15 protein-coding genes are annotated in these 18,351 nt (G+C 42.3%); 6 read left to right on the top strand and 9 right to left on the bottom strand.

What is annotated here, in order from left to right; translation table 11 throughout:
* Positions 1-19 precede the first annotated feature (19 nt).
* The 7 genes from F973_RS09885 to F973_RS09855 all read right to left on the bottom strand — a co-directional run bounded on the left by F973_RS09885 (position 20) and on the right by F973_RS09855 (position 7,537).
* Positions 20-895: a MetQ/NlpA family ABC transporter substrate-binding protein gene (locus F973_RS09885; protein ID WP_004761556.1), complete on the bottom strand. Its 876-nt coding sequence runs from the start codon at positions 893-895 to the stop codon at positions 20-22.
* 612 nt (positions 896-1,507) lie between these two features.
* Positions 1,508-2,794, bottom strand: coding sequence for a phosphoribosylamine--glycine ligase (gene purD / locus F973_RS09880; RefSeq protein WP_004761555.1), 1,287 nt, complete (start codon positions 2,792-2,794; stop codon positions 1,508-1,510).
* A gap of 90 nt (positions 2,795-2,884) precedes the next feature.
* Positions 2,885-4,459, bottom strand: coding sequence for a bifunctional phosphoribosylaminoimidazolecarboxamide formyltransferase/IMP cyclohydrolase (gene purH, locus F973_RS09875; RefSeq protein ID WP_004761553.1), 1,575 nt, complete (start codon positions 4,457-4,459; stop codon positions 2,885-2,887).
* An 80-nt stretch (positions 4,460-4,539) separates the two neighbouring features.
* The gene (gene fis, locus F973_RS09870) at positions 4,540-4,809 is read right to left on the bottom strand and encodes a DNA-binding transcriptional regulator Fis (protein ID WP_001086304.1); all 270 of its coding nucleotides are present in this window, start codon (positions 4,807-4,809) and stop codon (positions 4,540-4,542) included.
* 376 nt (positions 4,810-5,185) lie between these two features.
* Positions 5,186-6,052, bottom strand: coding sequence for a DUF3426 domain-containing protein (locus F973_RS09865; protein ID WP_004761552.1), 867 nt, complete (start codon positions 6,050-6,052; stop codon positions 5,186-5,188).
* 14 nt (positions 6,053-6,066) lie between these two features.
* Positions 6,067-6,972, bottom strand: a complete 906-nt coding sequence (gene prmA, locus F973_RS09860; RefSeq protein ID WP_004761550.1) for a 50S ribosomal protein L11 methyltransferase — start codon at positions 6,970-6,972, stop codon at positions 6,067-6,069.
* 193 nt (positions 6,973-7,165) lie between these two features.
* Entirely contained in the window at positions 7,166-7,537 is a 372-nt protein-coding gene (locus F973_RS09855; protein ID WP_004761548.1) for a hypothetical protein, read from the bottom strand.
* Positions 7,538-7,789: 252 nt separating this feature from the next.
* Between F973_RS09855 and mnmG the strand changes: the two genes are divergently transcribed.
* Both mnmG and F973_RS09845 read left to right on the top strand, forming a co-directional pair.
* A complete protein-coding gene (gene mnmG, locus F973_RS09850; RefSeq protein ID WP_004682614.1) occupies positions 7,790-9,670 on the top strand; it encodes a tRNA uridine-5-carboxymethylaminomethyl(34) synthesis enzyme MnmG in 1,881 nt (626 codons plus the stop codon).
* A 109-nt stretch (positions 9,671-9,779) separates the two neighbouring features.
* On the top strand, positions 9,780-10,112 hold the full coding sequence (locus F973_RS09845) for a DMT family transporter (RefSeq protein ID WP_004757727.1): 333 nt from the start codon (positions 9,780-9,782) through the stop codon (positions 10,110-10,112).
* 92 nt (positions 10,113-10,204) lie between these two features.
* On the opposite strand, the gene F973_RS09840 is transcribed toward F973_RS09845, so the two are convergent.
* Positions 10,205-11,113 (bottom strand): DUF4198 domain-containing protein, encoded by a 909-nt coding sequence (locus F973_RS09840; RefSeq protein WP_004682612.1) that lies wholly within the window; start codon positions 11,111-11,113, stop codon positions 10,205-10,207.
* A gap of 321 nt (positions 11,114-11,434) precedes the next feature.
* Here F973_RS09840 and F973_RS09835 point away from each other — a divergent pair, with 321 nt between their 5' ends.
* From F973_RS09835 to F973_RS09825, 3 genes are read left to right on the top strand one after another with little or no spacing between them, the layout of a single operon-like run.
* Positions 11,435-13,000, top strand: a complete 1,566-nt coding sequence (locus F973_RS09835) for a DUF2271 domain-containing protein (protein WP_004761546.1) — start codon at positions 11,435-11,437, stop codon at positions 12,998-13,000.
* 36 nt (positions 13,001-13,036) lie between these two features.
* Positions 13,037-13,627 (top strand): PepSY-associated TM helix domain-containing protein, encoded by a 591-nt coding sequence (locus F973_RS09830; protein ID WP_004761544.1) that lies wholly within the window; start codon positions 13,037-13,039, stop codon positions 13,625-13,627.
* 9 nt (positions 13,628-13,636) lie between these two features.
* Positions 13,637-15,106: a sulfite reductase subunit alpha gene (locus F973_RS09825; RefSeq protein ID WP_004761543.1), complete on the top strand. Its 1,470-nt coding sequence runs from the start codon at positions 13,637-13,639 to the stop codon at positions 15,104-15,106.
* A 64-nt stretch (positions 15,107-15,170) separates the two neighbouring features.
* Here the strand turns inward: F973_RS09825 and F973_RS09820 are convergent, their stop codons facing one another.
* On the bottom strand, positions 15,171-17,243 hold the full coding sequence (locus F973_RS09820) for a TonB-dependent receptor plug domain-containing protein (protein WP_004761542.1): 2,073 nt from the start codon (positions 17,241-17,243) through the stop codon (positions 15,171-15,173).
* A 654-nt stretch (positions 17,244-17,897) separates the two neighbouring features.
* On the opposite strand from F973_RS09820, the gene F973_RS15480 reads away from it, so the two are divergent.
* A complete protein-coding gene (locus F973_RS15480; RefSeq protein ID WP_004761540.1) occupies positions 17,898-18,095 on the top strand; it encodes a hypothetical protein in 198 nt (65 codons plus the stop codon).
* Positions 18,096-18,351: the final 256 nt, after the last annotated feature.

Here is an 18,351-nt window from a genome sequence, read left to right as displayed (position 1 = left end):
TTTCATTGAAAATATTATATTACGGATTTGCTTCTGTGAGATAGCTTGTTGGCTTATTTACGTCAACTTTAGTGCCCGCAAAGTGTTCCTGTACATATTGCTTGACTGCTTCGGTATGATAAAGCGCGCCGACTTTTTGCAATACTGGATCATCTTTACGAGATTCAGCCGTTGCCAAAATATTGACATTCAATTTAGTGCTTTGATCAATTGGTTCGTAATAGATTGCATCTTTAAGAACGTTCAAACCACCTTCCATCGCAAGGGTGTTACCTAACAAGATTGCATCAACCTCGTCTTTTACACGTACAGCAGTGGCCATCTGAATCGGCTTGATTACAATTTTCTTGCTGTTTTCAATGATGTCGGCAGGCGTACCTTTCACTGGGTCAAAGTCAGGTTTTAACTTGATCAAGCCAGCGCTTTGTAAAAGTAATAATGCGCGAGATTCATTGGCACCATCATTTGGGATTGCAATGGTTGCACCTTGAGCAAACTCTTCAACTTTCTTCACCTTGTTTGAATAAATCCCCATAGGTTCTAAATAAGTGGTTGAAACAGGCGCGATCTTGTCTTTGTTGGCTGCGTTGAAAGCAACCAGATAAGCATAAGACTGGAATGCGTTGAGATCAACTTCCTTATTGGCAACCGCGGTGTTCATTGCCACATAATCCGTGAAGTTTTTCACTTCCAGTTTAATACCTGCAGCTTTGGTTTCAGGTAATGTCGCAATATAACGCCAAATATCAGCGTCTGAACCTGTAGATGCGATGACAACAGTCTGGAGGCCCGCAGCATCATTTTTTTGTTCACTCGATGCGGTATCTGGCTGTTTACTGCATGCTGCAAGTAGTAGCACAGATACACTTAAAAAAAGGCTAATCAGCTTTTTCATGTATAAATCCTAATAGGAAGAATGCCGAGAACATTATGATTTCTCAAGCATCAATCATTGCAATGGGTTTGTATGTTGCAAATTGGCATCCTCATTCAACAATCATGTGAATTGTTTTTAATTTCTAATCCAGAAGACTGTTTGCAACAACACAAGAAATAGATGAATATTCAAATTCCAGTTGGTCTATCCCGTGTCTGGAAAATCTCTATCCAATTATTCCTTAAATTAAATTGGGAGCTGAATACAATAGAATATTGATGTTTTATTTTATTAAATGATTGAACATAATCATGAATAATCTAAAACAACAATTGAGCTGTATTCAAGATTTTAGCAATCATAGCAATAATTTACCAACTGATACAGGGGCGGTATTTGTGTTTTGATATATAAACATATGATTATGTGAGGGAAGTTGTGTTTAAAGTAAATATAAACTGATGATAGTTTTATAAATTTTTTTAAATGTGGGGTTGAGTGATTTACGGGAAAATAAATATATGTTTTTCTGAATTTTATATTTAAGTAATGAATATAGAAGTTTGATTTATTGCCTATTAAAGAATAAAAAAGCTTTCCAAGGAAAGCTTTTTTATCAATTAGATTGGCTTATTCTGCCTTTTCACGCGCAATGGCACGGTAACCAATATCGCTACGGTATTGCATACCTGTAAATGTCACTTGACCACACACTTCTAAAGCATTGATCTGGGCTTCAAGTACTGTATCACCTAATGCTGTTACACAAAGAACGCGACCGCCAGCTGTGATGATATGGCCATCTTCTGTCGTTGTCGTACCTGCATGGAAGATCTTAGTATCTTCAGGAGATTGTCCGATACCAGAAATCACATCGCCTTTACGGACTGTATCAGGGTATCCTTCAGCTGCAAGTACAATACCGATGGATTTACGTTCATCCCACTCAGCTTCTTTTGGAAGATTGCCCGCAATACCTGCTTCAACCAAATCTACTAAAGATGATTTTAAACGCATCATAATCGGTTGTGTTTCTGGATCACCGAAACGACAGTTGAATTCAATAACGCGTGGTTGACCTTGTTCATCAATCATTAAGCCAGCATATAAGAAACCTGTGTAAACATGACCATCAGCTGCCATACCATCAACGGTAGGGCGCATGACTTCATTCATTACACGTTCAAATACTTCTGGTGTAACAACTGGAGCAGGAGAGTAAGCACCCATACCACCAGTATTTGGCCCTTGGTCACCTTCAAAAATACGTTTATGGTCTTGTGAAGTTGCCATAGGTAAGATGTTGTTGCCATCAATCATGCAAATGAAGCTAGCTTCTTCACCATCAAGGAATTGTTCAATGACAACACGTGAACCAGCATCACCAAACTTGTTGCCTGCAAGCATATCGTCTATCGCAGCAAAAGCTTCTTCGTTGGTCATTGCAACGATTACACCTTTACCTGCCGCTAAGCCATCCGCTTTGATCACGATGGGTGCGCCATGCTGTTCGATATAAGCTTTCGCAGCATCAACCTCAGTAAATACATCATAAAATGCTGTTGGGATATTATGACGTTTTAAGAAATGTTTAGCGAATGCTTTAGAACCTTCAAGCTGTGCAGCGTACTGAGTCGGTCCCCAGATTTTTAAACCTGCTTCACGTGCTGCATCAACCACGCCATTTACTAAAGGTGCTTCAGGACCAACAATCACCAATGCCACATCATTTGCCTTTGCAAATTCGATAATGGCAGGATTATTTAAAATATCGATATCAACGTTTTGACACTTATCTTCGGTTGCTGTGCCTGCATTACCTGGCGCAACAAAAACTTGTGTTACTTTTGCATCTTGTGCGATTTTCCATGCAAGTGCATGTTCACGGCCACCGCTGCCCAAAACTAAAATATTCATTTTAAAGTTATTCCCTTTTTCAGTATTTAAGAATATACCTGTTAAAAATAAAAAAGTCCCTCTTTGAGCAAGAGGGACTTCAGGGATATATTAATGACGGAAGTGACGCATACCCGTAAACACCATTGCAATACCTGCCTCGTCAGCAGCGGCGATAGTTTCTTCGTCACGCATTGAACCACCTGGCTGGATAATACATTTAATGCCAGCTTTAGCCGCATTATCAATACCATCACGGAATGGGAAGAATGCATCAGATGCCATGACCGCACCCTCAACCACTAAGCCAGCATGTTCAGCTTTGATTGCAGCAATACGAGCAGAATTTACGCGGCTCATCTGACCTGCACCCACACCAATGGTTTGACGGTTTTTAGCATAAACAATCGCATTCGATTTCACGTATTTCGCTACTTTCCATGCAAAGATGAGATCATCAATTTCCTGTTCAGTTGGCGCGCGTTTAGTCACAACCTTAAGGTCATCTTTGGTGATCATGCCCAAGTCTTGATCTTGCACCAGTAAACCACCATTCACGCGTTTATAGTCAAGTTGAGCGGTACGTGCATCAATGGCTGGAAGTTCACCACACACCATGACACGAACATTCTTTTTCGCACCAGTAACTTCAAGTACACCGTTAGCAATGCTTGGTGCAATAATCACTTCAACGAATTGGCGATCTACAATTGCCTGAGCCGTTGCAACATCAAGCTCACGGTTGAATGCAATGATGCCACCAAACGCAGATTCAGGATCAGTTGCATAAGCAAGATCATAAGCCGCATGGATACCATCTAATGAAACTGCAACGCCACATGGGTTTGCATGTTTAACGATGACACAAGCAGGTTTTGCAAATGATTTAACACACTCAAGTGCCGCATCTGTATCTGCAATATTGTTATAAGACAATTCTTTGCCTTGTAATTGTTTCGCAGTTGAAACTGATGCTTCTTTAGCATTTGCTTCAACATAGAATGCTGCATTTTGATGAGGGTTCTCACCATAACGCAAATCTTGAGCTTTATTGAGTTGGGTGTTGAAGGTGCGAGGGAATAAATCTGCTTCACCCTCAGCTTTGCCAACACGTGCTCCTAAATAAGATGCGATCATGCCATCATATTGTGCTGTGTGCTCAAACGCTTTTACCGCTAAGTCGAAACGAGTCTCGTAAGAAAGAGCTCCATTTGTCTTTAACTCTGCAATTACAGCATCATAGTCAGAAGCATTTACAATAATACCCACAGAAGCATGGTTCTTCGCTGCGGCACGCACCATTGTTGGACCACCAATGTCGATGTTCTCAATCGCATCAGCGAGTGAGCAGTTTGGTTTAGCAACTGTAGCTGCAAATGGATAAAGGTTTACTACGACAAGATCAATTGCATCGATATTGTGTTCTTGCATAACAGCTTCGTCTAGACCGCGACGCGCCAAGATACCACCATGAATTTTTGGATGTAGTGTCTTAACACGACCATCCATCATTTCAGGAAAACCTGTATGTTCAGAAACTTCTACTACAGCGATATTGTTGTCTTTAAGCAACTTATAAGTACCGCCCGTAGATAAGATTTCTACCCCTAATCCAGCAAGGTTTTGAGCAAATTCAACGATTCCAGTTTTGTCGGAAACAGAGATTAAAGCACGTTTGATAGTCATGATTCTAGTCAACAGTTTGAAGTCTACAGATTAAAACAAAGGCAAAAAAAATGCCCACGAGAACGTGAGCATTTTATCAATTATTCACTCATTAAACCGTGAGCTTTTAACTTTTTACGTAAAGTTCCGCGGTTAAGGCCTAAAATCTCAGCAGCGCGCGTTTGATTGCCACGAGTGTATTCTAAGACCACAGATAAAAGAGGTTTCTCCATTTCTGCTAAAACCATGTCATAAACTTGAGATGGTTGCTCACCTTGCAATTGTGCAAAATAATGACGAACTGCGCGATCTACATGGATGCGAAGAGCGACATCAGATTGAGCCGTAAAAATAGGAGATTTGCTATTCATGCGTGTTAATCCGAAAAATCAAAATATCACTTGGATAAAGTGATATGTAAATGTGGTCTAAATTACTGAGTCCTGTTTTAGATCCTAAAACAGTGACTCTAAAACAAAGGGACTATTAGCTTGCCACAAATCCTCGATTTGTGTAAAAAATAAGCGTAACAATGGTTAAATATTTGTTACAGCCTATTTTTAAAAACAAAAAAACCAACAGTGCGCTTAGCAGATAAAAGCACAGTTTGTTTAACGATTTTATTGTCTATAAATAACGAGGAGTATGTAGGTCAAAGCATTCGTGGCGCGTATCATACCACTGTCAGCGAAAAAGTGAGCAAATTAACTGCACTTTTTTTTATTTTTTTGTCATTTTTTTATGTGTTTAGGGCTGTACAATTTCTAAACTATAGTCATCGAAGCTATTTTTACTTTTTGGAATGCTAAATTCAAACTTAAAAGGGCTATTTGATGGGATGCGTTGAATGGTTTTTAAACTATCAACCAGATAATCTTGTGGCTTGAGTGTAATGTCTGTTGTCACTTCTCCCTGGTCTTTCAGAACCACCTTGATGGAAGGGAGCAATATGCTGTTTTCATGACGATTGATCAGCACGCCTGAAAACCGCGTTTCATTTTTACTGGTTTGTTTGAGCTTAACCTTTTCAAAACTGAGATATTTATATTGGTCATTCTGAGTTTTGCAGGTCAGCATGCCGCAGGCATAGTTAAACATTTTGTTTAAGGCAGGGCTATCGTGCATCAATTTTGGGTTGAACCATAAAATCTGGAACGCAAACACCACAATCAGCGCGATATTGCCAATTCCCCAGAGTGTGTAATAAAGCCACCCATGTTGTTTGGTACTATGATCATCATGATTATTAAGTAAAATATCTTCAGACAAATTCAAATTAGGCAAGGCGCTCACTGGCTCTGTATTGAAATAATTTAGGTTATTAAGATAGGTGAGCAGATCAATATTGGAGTTTTCAATTTTCTGGTCAAAAATACTTAAAATCTGCATTTGCTTTTCTGCAAATGAACTGTCTGGCTGAATCGACGAAAATAGTGAGCGGTTACTGGGTATTGGTACCACTTCGCTTGTCTCGGATTCCAGTAAATTCGTCAGTGCGTTAAAGTTAATCACGCATTTTGGACAACAAACCATACCCTGTGCAACACTGAGTTGTGAAAGGGTCACTTTGTACGCGGTTGAACACTTAGGGCAGCGGGTTTGTTTTTCACTCATGAGTAACAATATTCTCAAATTATTGTTTTACGTTTTCCAGAAATGCGGCACCAGTTCTCTTCACGCTTTTCAATCTCTAATATATCAAAAAACTCAGAGTAAACACTAGAAACATCAGCAACTTGCTCTTCGATTACACCAGCAAGTGCGAACTCACCCTCATTTTTAAGCAAAGTTGCGAATTCAGGCGCCAGTGCCATGAGCGGTGCAGCCAGAATATTCGCAACCAGAACGTCTGCCTGTTGTGGTTTGAATTCCTGATCAAACTCTTCTGGCAAGCCCACATAAAGTCGATCAAGTACACCATTGAGTTCAGCGTTTTGTTTGGTGGCTAACACCGCCTGAGGATCAATATCGGTTGCATAAACCTTTTTTGCACCCAGTAGCAATGCAGCAACCCCTAAAATGCCTGAGCCACAGCCATAGTCGATTACAACTTTATCTTTTACATCGGTTTTGCCCAACCACTGTAAGCATAAAAAGGTACTGGCGTGGTTGCCTGTACCAAACGCTAAACCTGGGTCCAGCTTAATGTTAGTGGCATCCGCTTCAGGTGGTTCCAGCCATTCAGGTACAATCCAGTATTTCTCACCAATCTGAATTGGTTCGTAGTAATCCATCCAGGCACGTTCCCAGACCTGATTTTCTAGATATTCATGGCGCATTGGCACATCTGGAAGTTGGACCCTCAGAAAAGCCTCCAAGGTATCAACATCAATTGGATCATCTTCTTCCTGTTGATAAATACCCGTTACAATGACTTTATTCCAGAGAGGGGTTTCTCCTGGTAAAGGCTCAAGCAATGCCTGATCTTCGGCATCATCCAGCGTTACGCTGACCGCTCCCAGAGAAAGTAACAGGGTTTCGGTAAGTTCAACTTGATGTTGATCAACAGTAATATGAATTTGTAGCCAGTTCACAGGAAAACCTAAATTAATGAATTTGCAGTTATTGTAATGGATTCAAAACCGTTAAAGGGATTATAAAATAAACAGATTACAATTTTAAGGTGAAATATGTTGTGACCAATTCTATTTGTTTTATTGTGTTTTTTATATTTTTAGCTCATTAAAGGATACCTGAAATGGGTATCCTTTAATCTAGTGCTTTAAATTAAGGGACTGTCTGTTCAACATCTGAAACAGGCGGCGCTGGTTGCATTGGAGGAACATCCACAGGCATAGGGGCACTGACAGGACGTGGCTCAGACTGGGTTTGCGACATGCGGCTCTGGGTTTCAGGCATTGTGCCTGCTGGCGGAGCAGGTGGCTGGAAAGCTAGTTTGCCCGCATCATTATTTTCACAAACACCGTTGAAAATAACACCTTTATAGGCAAATGAAACGGCATCACCCTGTTTTTTACCTTTACATACCTGTTGATACTTCTGTGTTTGTGGGTCCTGAGTGGTTTTGGCATTTGCCTGGGCTGCAACGGTAAAACACAGACCACAAATCAGTGATGAAAGTATAAGCTTCGTGTTCATATCATTGTCCTGAGTATTTGTTATGCATGTTTTAGAATAAGAAATTCATCAAATAAAACAGTGGTGATCAAGTTAGTAATTATGGGGCGATGTGTTAAAAGTGCGATGAAAATGCAACATAACGTTTCTTTTTGTGTATTCAACAGCGATATCTAATTCTTGCAAGCGGCAAGAATATCGACAGTTTTTGTCAACTTAATATGAAAAATCCTGTATAATACTCTGTCATTTTTTGAATACACATTTACCACTATGCACTATCCTAAAGTTTACGACGTTATCGTGATTGGTGGCGGTCACGCTGGTACGGAAGCGGCACTGGCTGCGGCGCGTATGGGACGACAAACCTTATTGTTGACGCATAATATTGAAACTTTGGGGCAGATGAGCTGTAATCCAGCGATTGGTGGTATTGGTAAATCACATCTTGTTCGTGAGATTGATGCGCTTGGGGGCGCAATGGCGCTTGCGGCGGATAAAGGTGGTATTCAGTTCCGTATTCTTAACTCGCGCAAGGGTGCGGCTGTACGTGCAACACGTGCACAGGCTGACCGTGTCCGTTATAAGGCTGCAATTCGTCATACGCTGGAAAATCAGGCAAACCTTGATATTTTCCAGCAAGCGGCGGATGACCTGATTGTTGAGGGAGATAGCGTAAAAGGTGTCGTGACACAGATGGGTATCCGTTTTGATACCAAAACGGTAGTGCTTACAACAGGAACTTTCCTTGGTGGCGTGATCCATATTGGTTTGCAAAACTCAAGTGGTGGCCGTGCGGGCGATCCTCCATCGATTGCTTTGGCACATCGCCTACGTGAACTTAAACTTCCAGTGGGTCGCCTAAAAACAGGGACACCGCCCCGTATTGATGCTCGTAGCGTTGATTTTTCGGTCATGACACCTCAACCAGGTGATTTCCCATCGCCAGTGATGTCATTTATGGGTGATGTGTCGATGCACCCTGAACAGGTGAATTGCTATATCACGCATACCAGTGAAAAAACTCATGATATTATTCGTGGTGGTCTAGACCGTTCACCGATGTATACAGGTGTGATTGAGGGTGTTGGCCCGCGTTATTGTCCATCAATTGAAGATAAAATTCACCGTTTTGCTGATAAAGACTCACATCAGGTATTTCTGGAACCTGAAGGTTTGGATACCCATGAGCTTTATCCAAATGGTATTTCGACTTCATTGCCGTTTGATGTTCAGTTCAACTTGGTTCGTTCAATTCGTGGTATGGAAAATGCGCACATTTTGCGTCCTGGCTATGCGATTGAATATGACTACTTCAATCCACAGGCATTGAAGTTCACGCTTGAAACTAAAGCCATTCAAAACCTGTATTTTGCTGGTCAGATTAATGGTACAACAGGATATGAGGAAGCAGGCGCACAAGGTCTGCTTGCTGGTCTGAATGCTGCACGCCGTGCGTGGGAACAGGAAGAGTGGACACCGAAACGTGACCAAGCCTATATGGGCGTGTTGGTGGATGACCTGATTACGTTGGGAACTAAAGAACCGTACCGTATGTTTACCTCTCGTGCTGAATATCGTTTGATGTTGCGTGAGGATAATGCCGATCAACGTTTAACGTCTATTGGCCGTGAGCTTGGTTTGGTAGATGATGAACGTTGGGCTGCCTATAGCGAGAAAATGGAAGCGGTTGAGCGTGAAACTTCCCGTTTGCAGCATCTATGGGCTGCACCAAATAATCCAATGGGTAAAAAATTCGTTGAAATGACGGGTGCTGACCTGAGCAAGGAATGTAGTGCGATTGATTTGTTGAAACGTCCAAATATCAATTTCAGTCAAATTGCAGAGTTAACGGGTTCGGAAGTGTCTGAGCAGGTGGGTGAACAGATCGAGATTGCGGTGAAGTATGAGGGTTATATTAACCGTCAGCATGATGATGTTGCACAGATGAAGCGCCTTGAGGAAACCCGAATTCCTGCTGACTTTGACTATGACGTTGTTTCAGGTCTGTCACGTGAAATCACACAGAAGTTGAAAACCGTACGTCCAGAGACTTTGGCACAGGCCAGTCGTATTCCTGGCGTAACACCTGCCGCGGTTCAGTTGGTGATGATTACAATCCGTAAAAATAATATGGCAAAAAAGTCAGCATAATTCCTGACTATAAGCGATATAAGATCAATATTAAAAACACTCTTTAATCAAAAGGGTGTTTTTTTATTGGCTTATTTAAAGCTTTAGTAGGCGGCTTAGGTGTATTTAGATGAAAAACTGGATATTTTTATGTGTTGCAATTATAGCGGAAGTGATTGCAACCTCAGCTTTAAAAAGTAGTGAGGGTTTTAGCAAACCGATTGCCTCCGTCATTGTGGTACTGGGCTATATCATTGCGTTTTATTGCCTGTCACTTACACTCAAAACTATTCCTGTTGGGATTGCCTATGCCATTTGGTCAGGGGTGGGTATTGTTCTGGTGACGACAATAGCGTGGATTGTATTTGGTCAGAAACTGGATGTGTGGGGAATTATTGGCATTGCATTGATTATGAGCGGCGTTCTTGTCCTGAATTTGTTGTCGAAAACTAGCTCCCATTAACATTGACATGCATATAAAAGTGAAAAACTGAACTGCTTGTAATGGGGCAGGAGAATTAAAGGCACTTAGCAAGATGTAAGTGCCTGAATTAGTTATTCAGTCACTTCAACAGTAACGCTGTAGGTATAGCTTTGGGCAACAGGTGGCTTGGTATTGTCATTACCAGCTTCTGGATAAGTTGCCGTGATTAAGTAAATACCTGCTTCATTGAATTTAACCTCAACTTCACCTTTTGCATTGGTTTTTACATGCGGCTGCTCGCGTTTGGCATTTGGCTGATAGCTGTCCGCACCTTTAAATACATCAACCTCAAGGTTTGGAACTGGTTTGCCATCAAGCAAAACCTGTGCTTTCAATGATTCGCCAGCATATAGCTCATTTGGATGGGTTAGAAACTTGAACTCAAAACCTTTATTGGTCACTGCTGGAACAGGACTAGGCTTGCCCTTGGTCACAAAACTTTCAGCAATATAGGTATTGATGGTTTGTGCCGTTTTCGCATTGGCTGGAATCTGGTCTTCAGCAATGAAGCGTGGTGGCTGATTTGCTGGCGCCTGCTGAGGTGCCTTTTGTTCTGGATTGTCCCGCTTCTCTGGGTTGGCAGCCTGTGGTGGCATTGCATTCATATTTGCAGGACGGGGTGCGCGAACACGTAACCAACGACCATCAATCAGGGCATATTTGCTTGGCATCCCTGCCGCATCCTGAGTACGAATACGGTAAGTCCCTTCAGTCGACAGGTTAAATTCACCAATGTTGAATTTTTTTAACTCTGCTGCTGGGTTAATGGTTTCCGTTTTGCCATCTGGTGCTGTGACTTGGTAAGTAGTTTTAAAGTTACGGCTTGCCACGAAAAATTTTTCTACAGTAATTCCGCTTTGGAAACTTACATTGTCAGATTTGCTGTCAAATACTTCTGGTAATAAAAAAGGGCTGGCGGTATGGGCAAAGCCAAGGGTCGGCAGGGCAGTAAGTAAGGCAAGACTAAGCAAATGGCGCATAGAAAGAATTCCTAAATAATTAAACAAGATGCAAAAGAATTACTACAATTTACTTGATAACGAGTATCAGTTGCAATATTATTTCGATAAATTTTTAGTCATTGCGCCGCCTGCTCAGGCATTCTGACTTAAAAATATTTCGCCTGTTTATGATTATTTAAAACTGTGAGGAAATTATTGATTTTACTTAAAAATCAGCATTATTTCTTTGCATGGCCTTAAATAGTGAACCTGAACAGGAATTCAGATAAAGTTAGTTATTTGCCATAAATCTTTACAGTACGTTGATTTAGGCAAATCCTGGAGAATGGAACCCTGCGTATGTCATCAACTCAACTTTTTCGCCCAGTTCAGATAATCTTCCGTTTATCACCGTTGATGGCAGCCTTGGCTGTATTTATCTCGCCAATCACGGCAGTTCAAGCAGACGAAACAACCACAACTATAAATAAGCTGGAAGCACCTGTTCAGTTACCAAGCTATCGTTTTCATCAGGACCATGTTTTAGGAACCTCTTTAGATGTTGTGGTCACCACAGCAAACCAGAAAGATGCGGAAAAGGCCTTAGAGGCAATCCAGACTGAAATTGCCCGACTTGACCAGATTTTATCGGTTTGGCGTGATGACAGTGAAATTAGCCAACTGAACCGTGAACAAAAGATTTCGGCTTCATCAGAGCTGTATGATGTGATTGCAGCCTGTGAGCAATGGCGCAGTGCAACCTGTGGTGGCTTTGACGCGCGTTTAGGTCAACTGATCGGCCTGTGGGAAAACAGCAATCAGGTGCAAAAGCTGGATGACCAGACGCAGGAAGCACTACTACAACAGCTAAAAACACAAAGTATTGAGTTAAATCCACAGACCAAACAAATTACGCTGACTCCAGCCATTAAGGTGGCTCCAGATGCCTATGCAAAAGGCTATGTGATTGACCGTGCCTTGGTTGCGGCGCAGCAGGCTGTTCCACATTTGCAGGGTATCCTGATTGATATTGGTGGTGATATGCGTGTTTGGGGACAATCTCCACAACAGGCAGGCTGGAAAATTGGTATCCAGAATCCAAATGAACGTTTTGATAATGCGGCACCAGCACAGGTTCTCAATGTTAAGGATCAGGCTGTGGCATTTAGTGGTCAGGGTTATCGTGATCTTGCGGGACAATCTCATCTACTTAACCCGCAGACAGGTCAGCCTGTGCAAACAGTGGAACAGTGTGTGGTTGTGGGGCAATGCGCCGCTGATGCCGATGCCTTGGCAACCGCTTTAACTGCAATGCCTGCACATGAGGGGATTCAGTTGATTGAACAACTGGTGGGATATGAGGCGCAACTGGTCAGCACGGATGGTACACAGTATCAAAGTTCGGGCTGGTCAACACTGTTAGATGCCAATCAGCCAGCCATCATGCGCCATGTTGCGGCAGGTGGAGCGGCAACCGCATGGCCAAAAGGCTATCAGGCACAGATTGAAGTCAATATTCCAAAAATTGCGGTAGACAACTATCGTGCGCCGTATGTATCGGTATGGGTGACAGATGCCAATAAAAAACTGGTCCGTACCATTGCGGTTTGGGGTAAGGATGAAAAATGGATCAACTCCAACTATGTTTGGTGGCGCCGTTATGGCCGTCAAATGCCGAACCTGGATGCGGTGGCGAAGCCATCACGTCAACCTGGTCAATATAAATTGGCCTGGGATGGCAAGGATGAAGAGGGCAAGGCAGTGAATGCAGGTAAATACCTGATTCATATCGAAACCTCACGTGAGCATGGTGACCACTCTTATCAAACCATTGAGTTGGATGTTGCACCAAAAACCGCCACCCAAACGCTTCCTGCGCAGGCAGAAATTGGTATTGTTAAATTAAAGTTCCAACGTGGTGCTTAATTTAATTCCTTCCTGAATCCATGAGAGGCTTGTCTCTTGTATCAACGCCGTGATTTTTACCGCCATGCACGTTATGTGCATGGCTGGCTTTCTGCCTTTGCCTTTATTGTTCTACTTTTCTTTGCCGCCACAGGGCTGTTACTGAACCATCCTGAGTGGTTTAGTGCCTCTAATCAGGAACAGACAGTTAAGCTTAGCTTGCCTGAAAGTTTTGTTGAGACAGTTCAACAGCAGGAAAACCCAAGTCAAACTATCCTTGACTATGTACGTGAAAAACATTCGCTGGTTGGTCGCTATAAGAGTAGTGAGGTACTGGATGGTGAGGTAATGATTCGTCTGGAAAGTCCAGCAGGTTCAACCGATGTGTGGGTGTTGCTCGATACAGGTGAGGTTGAGATCACCCAAAAACCTGCAACCACAGTATCCCTACTCAATGACCTGCACCGTGGCAAAAATGTAGGTACGGCCTGGAGCTGGTTGATTGATGTCAGTGCCATCATCATCATCCTGTTATCGTTGGCAGGTTATATCCTTTTCCTGACCATTAAAACGCGTTTGCTCACACATTTACTGTTAACCGCATGCAGTTTATTCGCAATCATTCTGCTCATTTGGTCTGCCATCTAAGGTGAAACAATGACTCAAGCTGTCATGATAATTATTGTGATACTCGCAATATTATTGAGTCTGCATATTTTTATCATCGTATGGCTGTTATGGCAGCAACGTAATGGCAATAAGTCAGAGGTTCAGGATGATCATACCTATTTAGTGGTTTATGCCAGCCAGTCAGGTCATGCTGAATCCTGGGCAAAGCATACCACTGAGCAATTACAGCTTATTCATCAGCACGTCACGCTCAAGAACATTCAAAAACTGACAGCCACTGATTTGATCCAGTATCAACGGATTTTGTGGGTGGTTAGTACCTATGGTGAGGGTGATGCACCTGATGATGCCCAGCATTTTGTGCATAAAATATTGTCACAGCCTGTAGATTTATCACATTTGTCTTTCGCAATCCTTGCGTTAGGTGATAAACGCTATACAAACTTCTGCCAGTTTGGGCAAAGCATTAAACAATGGCTTTTACAGCAAAAAGCCCAGCCTTTATTTTCCACAGTGCTGGTGGATCAGCTCAATAGCGGTGATCTGGAACAATGGCTAATAGGGTTGGAACAGTTGACCGCAACCAAGCTGACAGCACTGGACAATGAATGGGAAACTATTGAACTCAAGTTTGCCCATCGTCAGTGTTTAAATGTGGGCAGTGCTGGCCAACCCATTTATAAGATTCATTTGATTGCTGAGCAGGAACTGGTTTGGTCATCAGGTGATATTCTGGAAATTCAGTGTGAAAATAACATTGCTGAGATTCGACAGTTTCTAGCTGTGCATCAGCAGGATGATTTTAATGATATAGATGCATTAAAAACGCTGAATTTAAGAACACTGCCAAAGCGTGAGCATCATTCATTTACACAATGGCTGGAACATTTTGACAGATTACCCAAGCGTGAGTATTCAATTGCCAGCTTGCCTGAAAATGGTCTGATTGAACTGGTGGTGAGGCAGCAACAGACGGAAACAGGTCTTGGACTGGGTTCTGGCTGGTTGACGGCAGGTTTGCAGCAAAACCAACCGCTTCAGGCACATATCCGTAACAATCCAAGCTTCCATTTATCGCATTGCCCACAGCCTTTAATCCTGATTGGCAACGGGACGGGGATTGCTGGTCTGGTTGCCCATTTAAAGCAACGGGAGCAGTGGAGCTACAGGCAAAACTGGCTGATTTTTGGAGAAAGGCAACAACAGTTTGACGATTTATATCATGCTGAAATTCAGTATTGGCAACAGCATGGCTTTTTACAACATGTTGACTATGCGTTCTCACGAGATCAAGCTGAAAAAATTTATGTTCAGGATGTGTTAAAGCAGCAGTCTGCACGTTTAAAACAATGGATTGAACAAGGTGCGGCCGTGTATGTCTGTGGTAGCTTGAATGGTATGGCCAGTGGTGTGGATCAAGTCCTAAAAGAAATTCTGGGTAATGAGCTGGTTGAACAGTTGAGGCATGAGCAACGTTACCAACGTGATGTTTACTAAATAGAAAAAATCACCAAGAAAAAAGCCAGTAAGTGAACTTACTGGCTTTTTGTATAAGGGCAGATTAAAATTTCTTTTCAAGTGTAAACTGGAAATTTGGAATGGCTTCGTTGTTACGGGCCTGATAAAGGCTGCCATCAGACTGGTTGGTTAAACGCTCTTTATAGTCAGTGCTTAAAATGTTGTTCAGGTTTAGGCTTGCTGACCAGTTTTTGGGAAAGCGTTTGGTTGCTGCAATATCCACATTGAAACGCTGGTTGGTGGTACGGTTATAAGGCTGGCCATCTAGGGCACGGGTAAATTCAGGCGTGTAATTGACATTGATGCTGGTGGAAAGCTGCCAAGGTTTGTAGCTGTATGAAATGCCTGAACTCGCGGTATAAGGTGCAACATCACTGACCAAACGGTCATTGTGCTGGGCATCTTCAATGGTTGCACGTACGGTTGAGACTTGCCCATTGAGCATAAAGGCATGTCCAGCTTCAGTCTGTTTCAGTGCATAACGACCAGAGAATTCCACACCGTAGGTGGTGGCTTGATTCTGGTTTTGTGGGCGTTCAACATAACGGCTACCCTCAAGCGCAATCACCCGTTCAATATAGTCCTTGATTTCACGGTGATAGGCGGTTAAGTTCACGCCACCACTGGCAGAATCAAATGCCAAGGTTGACTCAAATGCCTTGATCTTTTCAGGTTTTAGGTTTGGATTACCCCCACGGTCAGGATTATTGAGTGAACCCGCATCGCTGTCTGTTGAAACCGTTACGTTTGGAATCAGTCGATCAGTATTTGGACTGCGGAACGCCTGACTTAAATTGGTTTGAATTGACCATTGGTTGGTGAGGTCAAAACGGTAGGCAAGTACAGGACTTAAATGATGGTCTTGATAATCCACCAGACCTGAACGGTCCAACCATTCCTGACGCGCACCCAACGTGACAGTCTGGCGGTCAGTAAAGCGCCAGCTTCCCTCACTGTAGAGGGCATAGCGTTGTTCATCCAGACTTTGGCTGATATTGCTGTCCAACTGACTGTTGTTGGCACTGACCCCAAACTTAATCTGGCGGGTTTGGTCAAACTTACGCACACCATCATAGGCCAAACCATATTCGTCCACGGTTTCATCAGTATAAATGCTGTTGAGTGGGGAGCGGGTCAATTGCGTTTCAGTCTGATGTTCAACTGTTAAGCGAACCTTGTCACTGAGGTCTTTATCCTTACGTTCATAACGTGTATTCAGGCGAATACTGTCATTTTTATCATCCTGAATCTGGTCGCCACGTACCCCTGTGCTTTTATTATTCCGATAAAACAGTTCAGCAATGAGTTTTTGCTGGTCATCCAGTTCATATTGCAGACGAGGGGAGAACATTTGGCTGGTACGGTTGGTGGTGCGTAGTTGCTCACGTGTGCCTGTGGCTGTTTCCGTCTTGGTAATGGAGGTGGTGTCATTCCACATCTGGTTGGCAGACAGGCTGTAGATCCACTGATTGTCACGACCATCGGCTTGTACGCTGACCTGTTTGCGTTCGGCTTCCTGCTTGCCACTATCGCGTAAACCATAGCCAAGTTTCACTGAACCATTTAAACGGGTATCCAGCGGTTCCTTTAAAATAATGTTGATGACTGCGGAAGAGGCTACAGATGCCTGAGCAACACTTGGCTGCTTGACCACCTCAATCCGTTCGATCATGTCGGCGGTAATGGTGTCAACAATGGACATGCCACCACGTGGACCACCTTGCACAGCTTCACCATTGATCAGGAATGTCGGTGCGCCACCACCACGGAAACGCATGCCAGAAGCACCATTTCCGCCACGTGGGCCTGGGCCACCTGGTAACTGGAAACCAGCAGCACGACGCAAGGCATCCATAACCGTCTGGTCGCCATACTGGAGCATTTCATCACGGGTGATGATGGTTTTAGGTACTGCACTGATATCATCATCTTTTGGTTTTTGTGGTTCCGCCGATGCCTTGAATGACAGTGTAGGGAGCACCTGTGCTGTTTGTTCGGCAGGAGATGAGGCTGGCGCTGTGGTGGATTCAACATCATTTGCTAAAACTGAAGAACTTAGGCTGAGTAAAGCCGAGCTGAGTACGGTCAGCTTTCCATAGCGGAATGGATGCTTCATTGAAATTACCCCAAAACATTGATGATCAAATTATTTTGAATATAGACTAATGTAAAATTGTGTAGAAAAATCGAATATCTGTGCCGTAATAGCTTGAATTTGAGATTATTTTTTTATTCATTTAACGAGGAAGCACAATAGAGTGAGTCATCTGACACATAGAGGGCTTTAACTCTGTAGATGTTGTAACAGGGCATAAAAGAATAAAGGGTGCTTCTAGCCGTTTTAAACCACCTCGGCAACAGACAATATTGGCGTTCTGAGTCCATGCCTCGGACACCACGTAGTTTCCTGGTTCGATTAAACTATCAATTCTAAAAAAACGGCAGGTTCTGCCAATAAAAGTTCAACATCTTTGCCTGTACAAAGATGCTTTTTTTATCAATTAAAGCCCTGATAAAGTGTTTAAAAATAAACATTTTGGTAAATTTTTAAAAATATTTGATATCTATCTTATTGAATAATATAAAAAGTCATTGATTTAAAAAATGGAATATTTTAGTATCTAAGTGGGTGAAAAATGTACAAAATTAATATTTAAATGATCATATAATTGTGACTAGTTTTTATTTTGTCATTATTAAATGTTGAAAATTTATCATTTTGTTCCTTTTTATTAGTATTAAACAAAACCATACAATAGAGATAATAACAATGAAGATATTACTTGCACTGGTTATGGTCTGTTCAGTCCTTATTTTAGGATATGCTTCCTATGTAGATTCCAAAAACAAGAAACGCCAGGAAATTACTAAAATTGTGAATGATGCTGAACATAGCTTAAATACAATCCAGCATAACGCTAATTATGTAAATTCCACCCATATTTCCTCCTCAAAACACCATAACTAAGGATAGAGTTCTATGATGATGCGGCAGGTGAGGTGCCTGATGTTTTTTGAACTCAGGAATCCATGTGCTTTTTTATCTGGACATGCGCCAGTTTTGTATGAAATCTGCTAAAATATTTACCATTAAGTAAAAAGCTGCATCTTGTTATGCGGCTTTTTACGTTCTGATAGCGGAATCGAATTTTATATGGATTGTTCGTGTAACACCTATGAAACTGGCATATAGATTGCTATATCGCATGATATGCCGTTTTCTG

The organism is Acinetobacter sp. CIP 102129, from assembly GCF_000368305.1.
Classification (GTDB): domain Bacteria; phylum Pseudomonadota; class Gammaproteobacteria; order Pseudomonadales; family Moraxellaceae; genus Acinetobacter; species Acinetobacter parvus.
The sequence above is the reverse complement of the archived record's forward strand: the minus strand, read 5'-3'. Positions and strand labels throughout refer to the sequence as shown.